5 protein-coding genes and 3 pseudogenes (1 of these 8 cut by a window edge) are annotated in these 18576 nt (G+C 50.0%); all 8 read right to left on the reverse strand.

Annotation, left to right across the window (positions count from 1 at the left end; genetic code table 11):
• Positions 1 to 10636, reverse strand: the 5' portion of a protein-coding gene (locus M3650_RS05440; protein WP_251573047.1) for a non-ribosomal peptide synthase/polyketide synthase. Its footprint begins 4052 nt before the window's first position; the window shows 10636 of its 14688 coding nt (coding positions 1-10636); the start codon lies at positions 10634 to 10636; its stop codon lies off the left edge, out of view.
• 11 nt (positions 10637 to 10647) lie between these two features.
• Positions 10648 to 12174: an SDR family NAD(P)-dependent oxidoreductase gene (locus tag M3650_RS05445; RefSeq protein ID WP_251573049.1), complete on the reverse strand. Its 1527-nt coding sequence runs from the start codon at positions 12172 to 12174 to the stop codon at positions 10648 to 10650.
• The gene (locus M3650_RS05450) at positions 12171 to 13898 is read right to left on the reverse strand and encodes an HAD-IIIC family phosphatase (RefSeq protein ID WP_251573051.1); all 1728 of its coding nucleotides are present in this window, start codon (positions 13896 to 13898) and stop codon (positions 12171 to 12173) included. The genes M3650_RS05445 and M3650_RS05450 overlap by 4 nt, the downstream gene beginning before the upstream one ends.
• 12 nt (positions 13899 to 13910) lie before the next feature.
• Positions 13911 to 14153 carry an acyl carrier protein gene (locus M3650_RS05455; RefSeq protein WP_251573053.1) on the reverse strand — a complete coding sequence of 81 codons (243 nt, stop codon included), beginning with the start codon at positions 14151 to 14153 and terminating at the stop codon, positions 13911 to 13913.
• 17 nt (positions 14154 to 14170) lie between these two features.
• Positions 14171 to 16501, reverse strand: a complete 2331-nt coding sequence (locus M3650_RS05460) for a hypothetical protein (protein WP_251573055.1) — start codon at positions 16499 to 16501, stop codon at positions 14171 to 14173.
• Positions 16502 to 16853: 352 nt separating this feature from the next.
• Positions 16854 to 17429, reverse strand: a pseudogene (locus M3650_RS05465) (transposase); the annotation flags it as partial.
• A 196-nt stretch (positions 17430 to 17625) separates the two neighbouring features.
• Positions 17626 to 17923: pseudogene (locus tag M3650_RS05470) on the reverse strand (transposase domain-containing protein); the annotation flags it as partial.
• A 396-nt stretch (positions 17924 to 18319) separates the two neighbouring features.
• Positions 18320 to 18576: pseudogene (locus M3650_RS05475) on the reverse strand (5'-3' exonuclease); the annotation flags it as partial.

Raw genomic sequence — 18576 nt, forward strand, 5'->3', positions numbered from 1 at the left:
TGTAGTCCCGGTAAGGTCGAGGAGGTTGAAGCTGAAGCTCTTCCTGTTGCTGCGAGTAGCTGCGATACAGTTGGAACAGCTCGCTTAATAAGAGCGATACGCTCCATCCGTCAAGTAGCAAGTGGTGGAAGCTCCATACCATTCTGTAATGCTCCAGACCGATACGGAACATGGCCACGCGCATGAGTGGAGCTCGCTCCAACTGGAATCCCTGCTGCTTCTCATCAGCCAAAAACTGCTGCAATCGCTGTTCCTGCTCGGCTTGCAAAAGCTCACGCCAATCTGCCTGCACATAAGGCATGACTACCTCTTCATAAACCACTTGATGCGGATGGTTCATCTCTTTCCATACGAATCCTGTTCGCAAAATGCTGTGCCGATTGACTAATGTCTGCCACGCCTTTTGAAAGGCATTGATATCCAGATTGCCTTCCAGCACGGCGTTCATATTTTCAAAGTACATGCCCGTTCCCGGTGAAAGCAGTGTATGGAACAGCATGCCTTGCTGGGTAGGCGATAACGGATAAATATCCTCAATCGTGCAATTTCCTTCATACAACCGATCAAGCTCAAGTTGCGTTATGTTCGCCAGAGGGAAGTCGGATGGCGTCACACCGCCCGCTCCCGGAGAGAGACAATGCGTAATCAGGTTACGAAGCGCCGATATGGATTCGTCAGCCAATCGCTCAATCGTAGTCCGCTTATGCAAATGTTCGCTGTATTCCCACATCATCTGCAATTCGCCGTCGCTAACCATGCCGTACACATCAAGCACATGTCTCCGGTTGCCGCTAATGCTTTGCTTCAGCTCTACTTTGTCAAAGAACGTTGATCCAGCGATCAGTTGGTCGAACTGCCCGAGATAATTGAAGATGACCTCGGCTTCCGGTTGACTCCACGACTCTACCCGCATCTCAGGATCACCCGATAAATAACGCAATATACCAAACCCGACGCCTCGATTCGGAATGGAACGAAGCTGCTCTTTGACCATTTTTAGTGCGGTGCCAAGATCGGCAGCTGCTTCTAGTTCGAGAAAGACGGGATATAGCGATGTAAACCAGCCTGCAGTGCGGGCTATATTGACGCCCTCTACTATATCTTCACGCCCGTGCCCTTCCATATGGATGAGCAGGGAATGTTGCCCCGTCCAGCCCGCGAAGGACTGTATAAGCGCAGTCAGCAGCACGTCATTGACTTGCGTCCGATAAGCAGAAGGCACTTCCTGCAACAGCAGCCTTGTCTCTTCAGCCGTCAGCTTGACGCTTACGTTCTGCAGAGAAGCGTGCGTATTCTCGCCAAGATAATGATCGACCGGAAGCGGTGAGCCGGCCCAATGTGCAGGATTCAGCCAATAGCTTCGTTCCTTGCTAGCCGCCTCGGTCTTGGCATATGCAGTCAATCGGGTTGCCCATTCTTGATAAGAAGTTTGCTTCAATGGCAGCTCTGGTCGTTGTCCGCTCTCCAGCTGCGCATAGAGAAGCTGCAGATCTTCCAGCAGCAAGCGCAGCGTGATACCATCCGACACGAGATGATGGACAATGATCGTCAGCCGATCCGAGTTGACATCACCCGTACGGAAATAAATGAACCTGATCAGCGGCCCATCTGTAATATGCAAGCAAGATTGCCACTCTACTACGGAAGCAGTTCTGACATCTGCTTGTTCCTCTTCGGTATACCGTGATAAATCAACCTCTGACACTGGCGCTGCACCATCATACAAAACGCTCTCCTGCTTCCAGCCTGATTCGGTCTGAACGAACCTCAACCGCAGACCATCGTGATATCTCAGCAACTCCGCTACCGCCTGTGTCAACAGCACTTGATCCATAGGACGAGCGACGCTCAGATGAACGATCTGATGCCAATGGCTCCAGTCAGGCAGATCGGATTCGAAGAACCAATGCTGTATCGGGGTCAACGCCACAGCACCCGTAACTTCGCTTTGATCCTGTTCCACTTGGACAGTTGTAACCTGTGCTACCCCGGCCAGCTCGGCTATCGTCTGGTAGCGGAATAATTGCTTTGGTGTCAGCTTCAAGCCAGCTTGGCTCGCCCGTGATATGATCTGAATGCTGAGGATAGAATCTCCGCCCAAGCTGAAGAACCCATCATGGATTCCAACCTGCTCCACGCCGAGCACCTGCTGCCAAATGCCGCACAGCATGCTCTCCACCTCGTTGCGAGGCTCTGCATAGTTGTCACTGCTCTCTGCCACTCTATCCGGCAGCGGCAACGCTTTGCGATCGACCTTACCGCTTGGTGTAAGCGGAAAGCTGTCCATCAACACAAATGCCGATGGTATCATATAGTCTGGCAAAAATTCCTTGAGATGCATTCGCAGCAAATCGGTCGTCGGAGCTGCCGCATGAGACAATTCCGGTACGAAGTAAGCAACCAACTGCTTGCTTCCCAAGTGATTTTCTTGCACCATAACTACCGCTTCTCTTACTGCCGTATGCAGCGACAACACCGTTTCGACCTCTTGCAATTCGATGCGGAAGCCGCGTATTTTCACTTGATGATCCATACGCCCTAAATACTCAATGACCCCATCGCTCCGATAACGGCACAGGTCACCCGTACGGTACATGCGCTCCCCTGCTTGCTCTGCGAACGGATTCTCAATGAATTTCTCGGCTGTCAGTTCCGGACGGTGCAAATAGCAGCGTGCCAGACCTTGCCCTGCAATAAACAGCTCCCCAGGTACCCCGATCGGTACGGGGCGCAAATGTGCATCCAAGATGTAACAGCTTGTGGCAGCGATCGGATAGCCAATTGGCGGTGCGAATTCCGCATCTGCCTCCACCAGCCAATAAGTTGAATAGGTCGTATCTTCCGAAGGGCCGTACAGATTGTATAGACGTTGTATTGATCCAACCCCATACACTTGACGTGCTAAGGTCAAAGGCAGTTGCTCGCCCGCCAAGTTCACCGTAATGACAGAAGCCGGAACTCCGTTCATGCGTATCAATTCAGCCATCGCGGACGGAACCGTATTGATCAAGCTCACTTCATGGGCCGCTGGCAACTCCGGCAAATAAAGCGCATTTTCGGCTAAGATGACCTTCCCTCCGCAAGTAAGCGGCAGGAACAGCTCGAATACGGACAAGTCGAAGCTGATCGAAGTAGATGCCAATACGCCAGCTAATTCATCCGATGTGAAGTTCTCACGGCACCACTTCAGGAAAGTAACCGTATTGCGGTGCTCCAGAGCCACACCCTTCGGTCTTCCCGTTGAACCTGAGGTATAAATGATGTACGCCAGATTACGCTCCGATACACCGCTCTCTATAGGTTGATCGCTCTGACGCTCAATAGCAGGCCAATCGGTATCCAGCCATATCATATGCGCCGCACACTGCGGCAGTCGATCTGCCAATTGCGATTGAGTCAGGAGTACCTGCACCTCTGTATCTTCCAAAATAAACCCAAGCCGATCCTTCGGGTATGCCGGATCGAGCGGTACATAAGCGCCGCCTGCCTTCAGAATCGCCAGCAGACCGGTGACCATATCCGCATTCCGCTCCGTGCATATACCAACTAAAAATTCCGGGCCTACCCCTAGCTGGCGCAAATGGTTCGCGAGCTTGTTCGCTCTTCGATCCAGTTCACGGTAGCTGATCCGCTGTTCATCTACAACCAGCGCAGTCGCATCCGGCGTACGTCTAACCTGCAGCTCAATCAGGTGATGAATCGTCGTGTTGGCAGGCACTGCCTTCTGGGCTCCTGCATCGAATTGCGTCAGGAGCAAGGTCTGCTCTGCTTCTGTCAGCAACGGAAGCGCTTGCATCGTCACCTGCTCGCCAGCTTGCACCATACCAGTCACAATCACTTGCAAATGTCCTAAAAGCCGTTCAATGGCTTGCTCATCAAAGCGTCTGCGATCATAAATGGAACGGAATTCCAAACGTTCACCCAGTACAACGATAATCGTTAATGGATAGGTGGTTCGTTCCAGAACCGAAATATCGCCGACCGACAGTCCTGTTTTTGCGGTAAGGTCGGAACGATTGACAGGATAGTTTTCGAATACTAGCAGCGATTCAAATAACGGCTGTCCATTCGGGACTTCACTGCATTCCATGACCAATGACAATGGCGTATGAGCGAATTGCATCCAATCAGCTTGACGCTCCTGCAGCTCTTGAATCCATGTTGACACCTCTGCCCCTTGCTTAACATGCATCCGCACAGGCAATGAGTTGATGAACAGCCCAATCATTGATTCGATATGCGGCAATTCAGGCGGTCGAACGGATACGGTTGCTCCAAATACCACGTCTTCCTCTCCGCTATAGCGGTGCAGCAATACGGCCCATGCTGCTTGAACGAACGTATTGACAGTGACGCGCTGCTTGCGCGCGATTCGATGTAACTCCTCCGTTGTTGACTTCGTCAATAGCAATTGCTGTTGTTCAAAGATTTCCTCCGTAAGACGGGTTGCTCCGCCGATGTGCAGTGATGTCGGTGCGCTGAATCCTTGCAAATACGAACGCCAGTAGTGCTTCGCTTCGTTCAAATTCTGCGCTGCACACCACGCAATATAATTACGGTACGGAACAGCGGTATCCTGATGAAGCAGTTCGTGATTCAGCAGCTTCGAATAGATATCGAACAGTTCATGCAATACCGCATATACACTCCACCCATCCAATAAGATGTGATGGAAGCTCCACACGAACTGCGTCCGCTCATGTTCTAATCGAATCAGCATCAGCCGCATAAGCGGCTGTTGAGACAGATCGAACTGCTCTTGCCGATCCTTCTCCAATAGCTGCTCGATACGTCGCTGCTGTTCCTCTGCTTCCAGGTCAAGCAGATTAACAACTTGTATCGGAACATTCACGGATGCAAGTACAATCTGATGAGTCTCCTGCAGCCCTTTCCACTTGAAGATCGTACGAAAAATCGTGTGACGCTGTATGATAGATTGCCAAGCTCGCTCGAATGCCTGCACATCCAGCGGTCCTGTTAATTCCGTTACCGCCTGCTCGAAATATACCGTAGACTCCGGCGAATATAACGAATGGAATAACATGCCTTGCTGCAGCGGCGATAGCAGATGAACATCTTCCATTTCCTTATAATCGAGCCTGATCTGATCAAGCTCCTGCTGAATGAGAGACGAAGCCGGGAAATCAGACGGCGTATACCCTCCGGCTTCAGGAGACACACAATGTGCTATGTATTCCTCAAGGGCAGCAATAAAGCTGTTCGCCACCCGCTCTATCGCAGCCGCATCGTGCAGTGCACGGCTATACTCCCATGTCATCTCCAGACGCCCATCGAATACCATTCCATGCACATCAATCGCATAGCGTCTGCGCCCGAGCGGACTGCGTACGTTGCCCACCTCTCCCTTGGAGAGTGAGAATAATGAGCTGTGATCTAAAAGCTGATCGAATTGTCCCAAATAGTTGAAGCTGATCTGTGGCTCAGGATGATCTGTCTCTGTCCAGCTCATATCCGGATCATCGGATAAATAGCGCAGCAGTCCATAGCGAATGCCACGCTTCGGTATGCGGCGAAGCTGTTCTTTGACGACTTGCAACTGACTGCCAAGAGACGAGTCCACGTCCCAATCCAGACGAACCGGATACAATGACGTAAACCAGCCCACCGTTCGGGAAATTTCTACGTTGTCAATGAGATCCTCGCGACCGTGGCCTTCCAAGGCGACATAAAGACTGCTACCGCCCGTCCAATCGGTAACGGCGCGGGTTAGTGCGGCAAGCAATATATCGTTAATCTGCGTACGATACGCTCTAGGCACTTCTTGCAGCATCAGCCGCGTCTGTTCGGTATCCAAGGTAACCGTAACTTTGCCAATGGAAGCAACAGTATTAACTCCCATTACGGAGTGTGGCCTATCGACGGTGACAGAAAGCGCAGTCTCTTCAGGCTGCACGTCTATTACCGACAGCCAATATTCTTTCTCTGACGCCAACTGCCCGCTGCACACGTATGATTCCACACTCATAGCCCAATCGCGGAACGAAGTCGTCTTCGCTGGCAGCATTACCTTGTCGCCGGCCACCAGTTGCCCGTAGACGGTCTCTAGGTCTTCCAGCAATATTCTCCACGACACCCCGTCGATAACGAGATGATGAACGACAATCAGCAGCTTCTCCCCCTCTTCTCCGAGACGGAATAGCACAGCTTGATATAACTTCCCTGCGGCCAGCAGCAGGCTTCTTTGAGCTTGTTCAGCGTGTTGCTGTATAGCGACTTCCTGTTCTTCGGAAGGTAAGAGGCTTAGATCGACTACTTCCACTAGAACGGGAGGCACATCTTCTTCATTGACCTGCTGCCAGCCCTCCTCCGTCTGGAAGTAGCGCATGCGAAGCGCATCATGATGTTCCAGTAAATAAACGAAGGCTTGTTCAAGCAGCTTGGAATCAACAGACTTCTTCAAGGACAGCAGCATCGCCATGTTCCACTGGTCCAGTTCCTCAAGCTCTTGCTCGAACAACCAGCGCTGAATCGGCATTAGCGGAACAATGCCTGCCACCTTGCCTTGCTCTGCTACCACAACCGTCCCCACCGCTGCCGAGGCAGCCAGCTCCGCAATCGTTTGATGATGGAACATGTGCTTCGTCGTAATCGGCACTCCTGCCCGATTGGCACGGGAAACAATCTGAATGCTCAAGATCGAATCTCCGCCCAGTACGAAGAAGTTATCATGAATACCTATCTTCTCTATCCCTAATACTTGCTTCCAAATGTTCAGGAGCGATGCTTCTGCTTCCGTACGTGGAACGTCGCGCTCACTGTCACCAGACATGGAATAATCCGGCGCAGGCAGCGCCTTATGATTCACTTTCCCGTTCGGGGTCAACGGCAGCTCATTCATCTGGACAAACGCGGTCGGTACCATATAAGCAGGCAAAATTGCTTTTACATATTCCTTCAACTGCTGTTGATCCAACTGTAAGTCATTAACCACATAACCGACGAGACGGCGTGTGCCTTCGCGATCTTCATGTACTATTACAGCACAGCTTCTCACATTCGGATGTGCGGACAACGCGCTCTCGATCTCACTTAGCTCAATACGATAGCCGCGAATCTTCACCTGATGATCGACACGGCCTATGAACTCGATCGAACCGTCCGGCAAATAGCGGCACAAGTCTCCGGTTCGATACAGTTTCTCACCACTGCGGAATGGATTAGGTACAAATCGCTCCTCCGTCAGATCAGGACGCCCCCGGTAACCCCGTGCCAAGCCTTGACCGCCAATATATAGCTCGCCGCGCACACCGAGCGGCACAGGCTGCATGGAAGAATCGAGCAGATAGATACGAATGTTATCGATTGGACGTCCGATTGTGATCGGTCCTTCCTCACCAACTGGCACGATACCGCTAGTCGCAACAACCGTGGATTCCGTCGGTCCATAGTGGTTGATCAATTGGAACGGCAATTCGGCAGACGGTGCAAAGCGCAGACGATCCCCACCTGTCAGCATATAACGCAAAGGCGCAGATTGCGGCCATTGCTCCATGATCAACGTCTCCGCAAGCGGTGTCGGCACGAACGAATGTGTAATTCCATTACATGCCATCCAGTCACACAATCTGGCAGCATCCATGCGGACCTCTTCGTCCACCACATGCAGCGAAGCACCCGCGGTCAGATATGGCCACAGCTCCCACACTGAAGCATCAAATGCTGTGCCTGCCAACAAAGTTGCGCGATCGTCTGGAGTGACACCATATGCGCGTCGATGCCAGAATACTAAGTTAAGCAAGCTGTTATGTTCGATCTCAACCCCTTTCGGCTGCCCAGTAGAGCCGGAGGTATAGATGACATAAGCCAAATCCGAAGGAATGCTCACAATATCCGGGTTGTCAGTGTAACGCCCTTCATATGGGGAATTATTCCGATCCAGACAGATGATACTCTGGATCGGCTCTGTTGGGATGTGTTCCAGGTATCGTTCTTTGGTCAGCAAGACAGTGACATTAGCATCTTGCAGCATGTAAGCAACCCGTTCACGCGGATAAGCTGGGTCAATTGGCATATAGGCCGCACCTGTCTTCAGCACTGCAAGCTGAGCCAACACTAAATCAATGGAGCGTATTGCATAGATGCCAACGACCGATTGATTATCTATTCCTTGCTCCAGTAAGTAATGTGCGAGGGAATTCGCACGCTTGTTCAATTCTTCATATGTAATCTGCTCCGATCCGCACGTAACGGCAATTCGCTCCGGCATCTGCTCGGCCCGCTCGGCAACAAGTTCATGAACGCATTGTGCAGTAGCGTACGGAACATCTGTGTCATTCCATTCATAGACGAACTGCTGCTGCTCGCTTCTTGTAAGCAGTACTAAATCGGCAATGTACTGGGAGCAATTTTGAACGGCCGCTTGAAGCAGTGTCCGGTAATGCTCCTGCATGCGAGCAATTGTATCCGGATTGAACAGATCTGTATTGTAGTCGACGACAACGTGAAGCCCTTGCTCGCTCTCCTCTACAGCCATGCTCAGATCGAACTTGCTAGTTCCGTTGGACAATTCCTGGAACTCCATGCGAACATCTGCTACTTCACGAGTAGTTGCAGGCAAATTATGCAGTGCGAAGGTGACTTGAAAAATTGGCGTCGTTGCAAGTGAGCGCTCTGGATTCAACGCTTCGACCAACTGCTCGAACGGCAAATCCTGGTTCGAGTAGGCTTCCAACGTTGTGAGCCTCATCTGCTGCAGCAGATCACGGAAAGAAGCGTTGTCTGTAAAGTCAGCACGCAAGGCAAGCGTGTTGACGAAGAATCCAATCAATCCTTCGATCTCCGTGCGCTGCCGATTCGCTACAGGGGAGCCGACGACAATGGTTTCTTGACCCGTGTATCGATGGAGCAGCACTTGGAATGCCGTCAATAACAACATATATAATGTGACGCCTTCGCGCTTACATAGCGCATCAAGTTCTCGCGCCAACTGCACCGGGAACACCTGACGACTAGTGGCCCCGTCAAAAGTTTGCACCGCAGGGCGCGGACGATCCGTCGGCAGCAGCAGCAGCGGCGGAATATCAGCAAGCTTGTGGCGCCAATATTCCAACTGGCTATCGCCCCGTGCTCCTTGCAGCCATGCACGCTGCCAATGAACGAAATCGGCATACTGCACAGACAGCTCGGTTAGATTCGGTTTCTCATTCGTTATGTATGCGATATAGAACTGCTGCAGCTCATGCTGTAGAACACCTAACGACCAACCGTCAGATACAATATGATGCATCGTAATTAGCAATAGGTGTTCATCTACCGCAAGTTGAAGCAAGATCGCCTGAAAGAGGGGGCCTGTGCTCAAATCAAATGGGTGCCGGGATGCTGTAAGGATGATGGACTGCACTTCCTTCTGCTTCTGTGCTTCGTTCCCTGTCAGTTTCCGCATCTGCAGCGGGAATGCACCAATCGGCGCTATTCGGGTGACAGCCTGCCCATCTACCAAATGAAAGGTAGTACGCAATATGTCATGACGGGCAACAATGGACTGAATGCTGTGCTGGAGTGCATCTACGGATAACAAACCAGATAGACGAATGGACAATGTCATATTGTAGTAAGGGCTGCCCGGCTCCAATTGATCCAAGAACCACAATCTCTGTTGGGCATAAGAGAGCGGGAAATCATCACGTTTATCGTAAATGACAAAATCATGACCAGCCTCAAGGCTCTCGTCAGCAAGCGATACCGCGATGAATTCAACCAGCGTCTCAATTGTTGGATATTCGAATATAGCTCGAATCGGCAGTTCTACTCCGAATGACTCACGAATACGGGACAACAATTGAGTAGCAAGCAGCGAATTGCCGCCCAGTTCAAGAAAGTGATTCGTAATACCGATTGGCTTCGTCAGCAGCACGTCTTCCCATATCGATACCAGCGTTTCTTCATTAGGCGTTCGAGGTGCAGTGTAGGCTGAATGATGATGTGCAGAGGCTTGCTGCTTGCTGCTGCGTATGCCCTCCATAATTTGTGTGCTAGTACGGTAATTCTCCCGAATATCGATCCACAGGTCCGTCAGGTTCGTTCTCTTCCGACCAAGAGCGAACGCCTTGGTTAAGTCGATAGAGCGTCTAGGCCACCCTACTGCTCTCGTCGTCTCTTCTCCTTCTACTGAAAGCGCTGTCACCAATTCCTGCACTGGCAAGACGGTGCCGAAGCCCCCCTCCTCCGGGACAATCCAATTCGCGCCGACACGTCTTACGAAGTCTGCTGACATCGCATTTCTCGGGGTCTTGCGATAATGCAAATGAATAAACCTGCAGCCAAGCCGTTCTGCAAGGCCAGCTAATCTCTGCAATACAATAATCTCAATGTTTTTCCCTAGTATTTTGCAACTAATAATATAAGAGTGCACGTCCAGCACGTCTTCGTTCTTCACGAATAACATGACTCCGGCTACCCCGTATTCGCCGAAGCGATCACTAGCTTCAATGACCCAACATTCATGGGATTGATGGTCGATCAGTTCTTCCAGTTCTGTGCGGTCTAGAGCATGCGCTGTCAGATGGAAGTCTGCTGTCCAATTCGTGAGGTAAACAACCTTATCGAACTCTTTCTCCGTTGCCGGGCGAAAGTCTACACGCAATTCCATGCGGCTTAGAAAATCTAACAACTGCATGCCAATCCCCCCTATTGATGTCGAAAAGAGTCTTCCAGAATCTCATAGCCATCGTTAATCGATGTGTTCACAATACGCTTAATTACCTCCACTGCAACATGCTCAGGCAATATCGAATCATGGCGAGCCAATGGCGTGTTGCTGAGGTCGGTTCGCATTCGCGGAGGCCGCACGATCAAGAGCTTTCCCTTATGCTGCTTGGCGGCAGATTTCGCCAGTCCCTCAATTGCGCTTTTGGCTGCAACATAATGCGGATAATCAGGTGGAGCGTCCACAACACTTTCGGCTGACAGCACGACACACCAGCCTTGCTTCGCAGCGACCGGTTTCAGCCATACGGAGAGCGGCACGCTGGCTAATCGGAAGCTGCTGGATACGTATTGCTGCACACGCTCCAGTTGCTGTACTTCCATTGCCATCGATAACAGCGGCAGCCCGGCGTTAATCACTACGATGTCAGGATGTCCATATTCATCATCCCATTGCTTCTGAACCTTCAGACACCATGCAGCATCGCTGACATCTCCCTGATACGGACGGATACTCCCACAGCCATCAGGCACCAGCTCCGCTAATCGCATCATAGACTCTTCGCTTCGATGATACATCGTCAGAACGGTAGCGCCCTGCAGCGCCAAACCGAGTGACACAGCTGCTCCAAAGCCTCGGCTTGCTCCCGTAACGATTGCTACCTTCCCCATTAGTGCTCGCGATCTGGGCAGCAGCTCTTCGAGCCGATCCACAGTCACCTCGGCAACTGGCTCCCGCAAGAAGACGTGTAGCTCTGACTCCGCAACCATTACACCATGCGACTGTAGAGACGCACGCGCTCTCATCTTGCTGAATCGGTCATCATACCCGATCACTTCAGCATCATAATCAATTGCGGCATCACTGACCACTGCTTGCTCCTGGAAGTGTGTAGTCAGCTTGCTGCATAACGAATGCCTTCCCGGAAGCACCATCCCGGCGAGATACGTTTGCCACATCAACGCCGCCGTCTGCGCTGCCCCGACTCCTTTGGCACGCAGCTTCAGTCGTTCCATCCACGCTTCCAACGACTTCTGAACAGGCCAGTATTCACCGTTCACCCGGCGTCCCTTGTGCAGATCGGCTGCACTTAGCTCCACTGGGACTTGCCTAACGTTCGGCAGAGCATCCAGTCGGTTCGGTTCGATAGGAGCACCAGGTCGGAAGAATGCCCTTCCCTTCACGGCAATTCGCTCTCCATCATAAATTCGAAATTGACTTTCTTGCATGGACGCGCTGAGCGTCTCGATTACGTAATCTAACTCGACAAACATCGGGTGAATGAACTCGGCTGTGACACTGGACAATGTATATCCCTCCCGATCTGGGAGGGCAGACAAGCAAATAAGTTGCTCCAGAACTCCATAGACAATTCGCGCTCCGTAAGGCGTCCGGTACGCATATGCTGCATCAGCATGCAATGGACTCCAGTCATGGCTGGCACGTGCAAACTCATCCAGATCGTCCATCGTAAAACGAATTACTGTACGAGTAACTTCTGTCATCATGACACAAGCACTTCATCTTCACACGCAATATAGGCAGGCCACTCCACGTTCGCGATCTCGCATAACGAATCTACCGTATGACAACCAATCGTGGCAAAAAACTCCCTTGCTGGCTCATTCCGAGGATGCTGCTCCACTGCAGCCTGCAATCGACTCACTCCACGATCAGCAAGCCGCTCGAACGTCGCAGCCAGCATTGCTTCTTCAATTCCTCTGCCAAGCACACGGCAGCTAAGAACGAAGGTGTCCAGCTCTGCAGAACTGCCTTCCAGCTTAACAATCAATGCTCCGACGATTCCATAATCACCGAAGCGATCCTTGCATTCACACAATAGCGGAATATAAGTCGAATCTTTACAAATTTCCATAAGCTCTGATTCGTTTCTTCTACGGCAATTGAGATTAAATTGATTGGTCTTATTCACAAGCTGGGTGAATCGTGCCATGTCGGCAGCTTCCGGTGCAAATAGTCGGGCGCTAATTCCAAGTCCCGCACGGTATTCTTCTGGTGCAATTGTGTGATTCGCTGCTTCGCGCCGTTTCGATTCCTGCTCATAGTAAGCAGCACGTCCCAAGTCCTCCACTGTCGGAGGAAGGCGATCCAGAGCTCCTGATTGTTGCAATACGCGAATCGCCGTAGACGGATCGGTAGGCATCTGAATGCAGGCGACTTCTGGCAGCGCAGCCTGCACCTCTGCGATTTCCACTGGATTATCGTCAATGAAGACGAAGCTGTTAAGTCCAAGTCCCAGCTCTTCAGCGATCTGGCGCAAGCTCTCTGACTTAGGCTGCCAGCCGACCCGCCAAGATGCGATATGCTCTTTTTTCAGTCGCATCTCACGCCGTTTTTCGAACACTTCCACAACATCCTCGTGAGCATTCTTAGAGCAAACCGCAATCAGCATGCCAGCACGCCGCAGCTCCAGCAGATAATTTTGAAAGTTTTTGAACGCTTCCCCTTTTCCATTGTCGGTCAGATCGATCCCATCCACACCATCCTCTCCGACAACGCCACCCCAGAGCGTATTGTCCGCGTCTACTGCGATCAATTTGCGGGGAAAAGACTTACTTAGCACAATCAATTGAGCAATGCTTCTGCCAACTGCATGGAACACTTCCTCGGTATATGGAATGCGAGCAAGGAAATACAGCTGTTCATTATAGGAGTTCGCATATCCGAAGTGGCGAACCATCTCTTCTGCATCTACAAGCAGCACACCAAGCTTGCGCGCCAGCTTGCGGCGCAGCTCCTCACGGACAGCCGTTGCTGCTGCGAACACACCTGTAACATTATTCGCATCCCCGACTCCGAGTGGGCGACGCTCGGACACAGCAGGCAAGACGTAAACAAGCGTAGACTGCCATCTTCTAGAAGCTTCAAGAGCTGCATCCGCCATATCTACAGCTTCTTTCACATAGGAATCGAGCCCATCCACCATCGGCAGCTGCTGCCCAGCCCACAGATCTTCCAGACTCGGCCACACAACCATAATGTCCGGCTGAAAACGTGCTGTAATGCTGCTATCAGTCAAGCATTCCTGTATAACTTGATTGTAAGGACTGATGAATCCTTCCGAGGTTAGCCCGCTCTGCTCCAATGTAATTCCCAGATACGGTTCGAGAGGATTGATCGTGAACGTAGACAAGTACGCGATCTTCACATTTGCGGGTTTGCCTGACTTTTTGATTTTTTGCCACTGTAAACGAAGTTGAAATAGACTCACATTGTCCCTCCTTTACGCTGTGCCCGCAGGGGTCTCTACCCCCTTCTGCTTCAGCAAGGTTTTCACATCACCAATGGTCTTAATCTGTTGAATCTCTTCGATCGTGAAGGACACTTCATAGGTCTCTTCAAGAGCTGTAATCAGATTAATGTGAGCGAGGCTATCCCACTCCATTACGCTGTCGCGTCCAGAAGCATCGTTCAATTCCGCTTCATCCACACCAGTCACCGCACTTACTATTTCTTCACATCTCATAACAGCACTCCTCACGTTTACAGATATTGAGAGTCCATGCATGCAAAATGTTGCACATCCAACGCCCACGTATCCTTCAAGAAGGATTCCATCTCCTCAGGAGCAGCAGGAGCACGCACCACCGTAACTCCTAAACAGAGTACGCGCACCTCTTCACAAAAAGCCGGATTCGCTCCGATATATAGTACTTCTTCTAACCGAACCCCCTGTTCGTTCGCCATCTCCTTCACCGCCGCTGAGATACACTGGCTTCCGAAGCGCCAAGTTGTAACGTGTCGCAGCTGCAAAGGCATATGAGTACGCTGCTCCCCGAAGGCCCGGATCATATCTATCTCTGAGTTAACACCACAGAGACAGAGCAGGATTCCCCGTTGTTGCATATTCACGATATATTGCTGCAGGAGGCCGCGGTACGGTCCGATATCAAGCTGCTCTCTCTCACTGCTCGGCCCTGTCCAGATCACATCATCACATTCCACGATCACCATACGATAAGGCAGCTTCAGAAGTGAGTAGATATGACGTACAGCCCATGTGCCAACAGCAGCGAAGTATTCAGAAGTATAGGGGACATGCCCCAATTCATCAGCATATGTATCTGTTGTCGTCAAGGTTGGATATATGCGGGAAATATCTTGATGTGAGGTCACCGTCACATTAGGTATACGGCTTGCTTCTTGTATCATCAGGGAGGTCAGGTATTCATACCAATCAAGCTGGCGCTGATCCGCCTGTATTCGCTCTGAAGACGGCAATATCAGAATCTGGGTTGGAGTCATATTCATACGGCGATAAGCCTTAAGCGATTGGCACCATTCATCGACATGTGAGCGAGCATGATCTTCTTCATTCCGACTATCATTGTTATGCAGCTGAAACATATCTTCCAAGCGCAGTAAGATCAAATTAATACCTTCATGGTTAGCAGCAAGTAAACTATGTGGATTAAGTAATTGCTGGAACACTTGATTATAGGGAGCGAACCGAAGTTGATATCGCACCCCGAGGCGTTCCAGCCAGAATGATAAGGAATCTTCTAGTAAACCAGATGTGAACGTTGATGAAATAGCTATTCGAAGCTGTTTTGGCGGAACGGATTCAGTTAATCGCCAAAGTGGAGTGCAAGGTTCAAGTGTGTAACGGTGCAGCAGGTCTTGTAGATGTACAGCAATGCCTTGGGCGATTTCCTGTTCCAACTCTCCTGCCTGATGTATAAGATGAACTTCAAGTGTATCCTTGTGAGCTGCTAATCGAATGTCCAGCTCATATCCCAATAATCCGTCTATCGTTTCATGCAATTCCCAGCTCAAATCTGCTGTTTGCAGGCTCGCGTCAGGCGCCTTATGCCGGGCAATTCGCACCTGATGACAAGGCTTTCCTGACGGCAATTGTGCAAGCTGTTGCAGCAGTCGTGCATCTTTTTGCCGATGTGCAGCTGTATCTAAGTCTTGACAGAGCCTGATCGCCATATCTCCCAGTGTTTCCGACTCTTGTATGCAGGCTTGAAGATAAGAGGTTCCTTCTCTCCCATCCGATACGGCCACATTGAATCGCTCCTGTCCACTGTATCGGTGAAGTACGGTTACCGCAGCTGCCGTCACGAGGTCTGCCGCATGGAGATGATGCAGTAGAGCCAATGATTCGAGAGTTGCATATAAAGATGGAGCAAGCATGCACCCTGTCTGTTGATACGCTACGAACACAGCATTCGAATCATTATTCATCTGAATCGCAAATAGCTCAAGCATATCGGAGGTGTCTATTGCGTCTTGTAGATATGGAAGCTCTTCCTGTCTCGGAATTGGAACGGCTTCTATTGTCGATGATGGGTTTATGTTAGGTGAAGCCTCTGCCTCAAGTGTGGAGTAGATATGAACCAATTCCTGAATCAAGCGATATACGATTGGCCTGTAAGCAGCAGCTTGTACATTCCAGAGGAGTCTATGTTCGTTCTCTGTTACTTTGAGTAATAGTGAGTTCTGTAGATGATCTTTGGTAAGCCCGCATTGTTCAGCTTCCAGCCTGAGCAGCAATTCCCAGGTATTATCCGCGCTTATGTCGATTCCTAGCTCCTCAAGACTCAAGGTATACACGTCAATCTGTTGGCTGGAATTTACGCTTATTTCTGGATATTTATGAGTGAGATGCCCGACGCTTGCTTCCAGCAGCTGTAGATTCAACGGGCCAATCAGCCGAACTTCAATGGTCAACTCATGTTGAACTTGATTGTAAGCATTACTTCTGAAGGACTGCCAAGCAGTCCGATGAGGAGCCGAAGTGCCCTTTCTCTTCCCCTTCCTCTCTTGTGTGTTCAATTGGCTGGAGGTGGGCGTTTCTACCACTTGCATGAACTCACTTCCTTTTTCATAAAAAACATTAACTTTATAATTGAAATGCTGATAGATTAACTCCATAAATAAATAGATTATTCAAATTTCAATGGTAATAACCTACAAATTTGCGAATAGCAAACAATCCTTGTCAAACAACAAGATACCCTAGAGTTTGAGATTATTCAACCTTTTTTTTGCGACATAAAGTGCAATAATTCGAGTTTTAACGGAAAAAATGTCGATTTTTGGTGTCCCATATTTTGAATATGTAAAGCAAAAAACGCGGTGTCTTCCTTTTTAATTTTTTCGAGATTTAACTTTAGCGTTATTGGTTCATTTTCATAGAAAGCGACTTTGATACAAAATTGGGCAGCTCACTCGTGGTGTCGACGGCAAGATGCAGCTTGTATCCAAACCATTTAACCTTGTTCCCGAAGGAATCGAACTTCGCACCCCAGTTGGCATTTCCGGTCAGCTCACTTTTCCGCTTCGGTTGTTTTTTCTCATAGGCATGAATCGCTGCACTGTCGATCGCGACATGACTTCCATCGATGATCCCTTCTTGCTTGCAACGTGCAACAAGATCCTCAAACAAGCGCTTCGCCAGCCCTTTGTTTGTTAGCTCAGCAAAAACTCGGCTTAATGTTGCTATTGAAGGGGCTTCCCGATCAAGTCGAAGTCCACATTGATAACGAAAGCGAAGATCCACATCCAAACGACGATGCAGACCGGTGAATGTATCAATGTTCTCGAGTGGCGCTGCAAGCAGAGCACGAAGAATCCCTTGTCTACAATGTCCATCGGCGCCTCGAGAGGAACCGCTTCTTAATTCCTTGGCGTATGATCGTAAGTCCAAGGCGCTAAAGAAGATAGGCAATCGTTCTTTGGATTCGAGTTTTTGCAGTTCGTTAAAGGAAAATAGACTTTCTTGGAGAATATACAAAGTGACTTCCCTTCCTTGGGTTTTCTGGTTTGGTCACTTGAAAACTTCTCCAAATCGGGGTGAAGTCCTTTTTCTATGCTCAGAAACCCTTACGATTTAAGGGCTTAGATAACTGCAAAATCCTCAAATAAAAAAGTGAACGTCAAATAGGCTCCACCTAGCAGTTAGATGGAAGCCGTAGTATGATGGATGAAGATTAAGAAGTACGACAGGTATCAGGCAGTGAAGATGACCACGGCATAAACGGCTCCAGCGCCTTCGGAGCTTGGAGATCCGACAGCTGCGGCAATTGCTCGAACAGGTACTTGAAACGGATGCAGCCCGTTTTCCTTTGCCTTCTCGATCACGCTGCAAATTGCCGCACTGGCCGCAGCTCCCCGTGGGGTATTGGCAAACAGCCAATTTTTGCGCCCGATCACAAACGGCTTGATCGAACGCTCACTACGATTGTTATCAATCTCCAGCCGTCCGTCCTTCAGAAACGCGGTCAGCTTGTGTCACTTCACCCAAGTTTGTCGCGGTATTTGGCATTGGCATGATATTGCTTCCAAAATACCGCGGCAAACTTGTGCTTCCAATGGGAAAATACTCATTTTAAAAAATGACGTTCACCTGTATCAGCTGCTTTTTGAATGTGATTGAGGAGTATATGCAGTTTAACTGCATCGCCAATGAAGTTCGTAACTACGGTCCACTACAGCATTGCCCATTAACGTCGCAACTGCTTTGAGCATCGCGTTCGCAAACTTCAAGTCATTCAGCCTGATATTGTTTAGTTTATCGCTAGATATCCATTTAACCAAAGTTAATCTTCCCAAATTTAAATGGGAAAATATAAAATACTACCTATAACATCACTTTTCTAATTACCCCCTAGATTTGAGGGGTATATAAAGGGTATATTGCTCTGCTCGGAACGTCTTGCTGCTCACATCCCAGCTGCAAGCGATATGGGTCGGTTCAAATGTTTGCACCGCATCCCAAAAATAGCGCATAAACCCGTATACCGCATTGGTCGGAGTCCCGTCCTTCATGTGGCGAATGAAGCCGTATGCCACGCTCGGAAAAGCAATGCCATCCCGTCGACCAACAGAATGCGCGGCAGTTGAGATGTCTCTATATGTTCTTCCAGTTGTTCTTCCAGCAT

Source organism: Paenibacillus sp. MER TA 81-3 (genome assembly GCF_023713585.1).
Taxonomy (GTDB): Bacteria; Bacillota; Bacilli; order Paenibacillales; family Paenibacillaceae; genus Paenibacillus_B; species Paenibacillus_B profundus.

Coding starts and splice junctions, on each gene's coding strand:
- M3650_RS05445 (WP_251573049.1), bottom strand. CDS start 12,174: ATGATGACAGAAGTTACTCGTACAGTAATTCGTTTTACGATGGACGAT.
- M3650_RS05455 (WP_251573053.1), bottom strand. CDS start 14,153: ATGAGATGTGAAGAAATAGTAAGTGCGGTGACTGGTGTGGATGAAGCG.
- M3650_RS05460 (WP_251573055.1), bottom strand. CDS start 16,501: ATGCAAGTGGTAGAAACGCCCACCTCCAGCCAATTGAACACACAAGAG.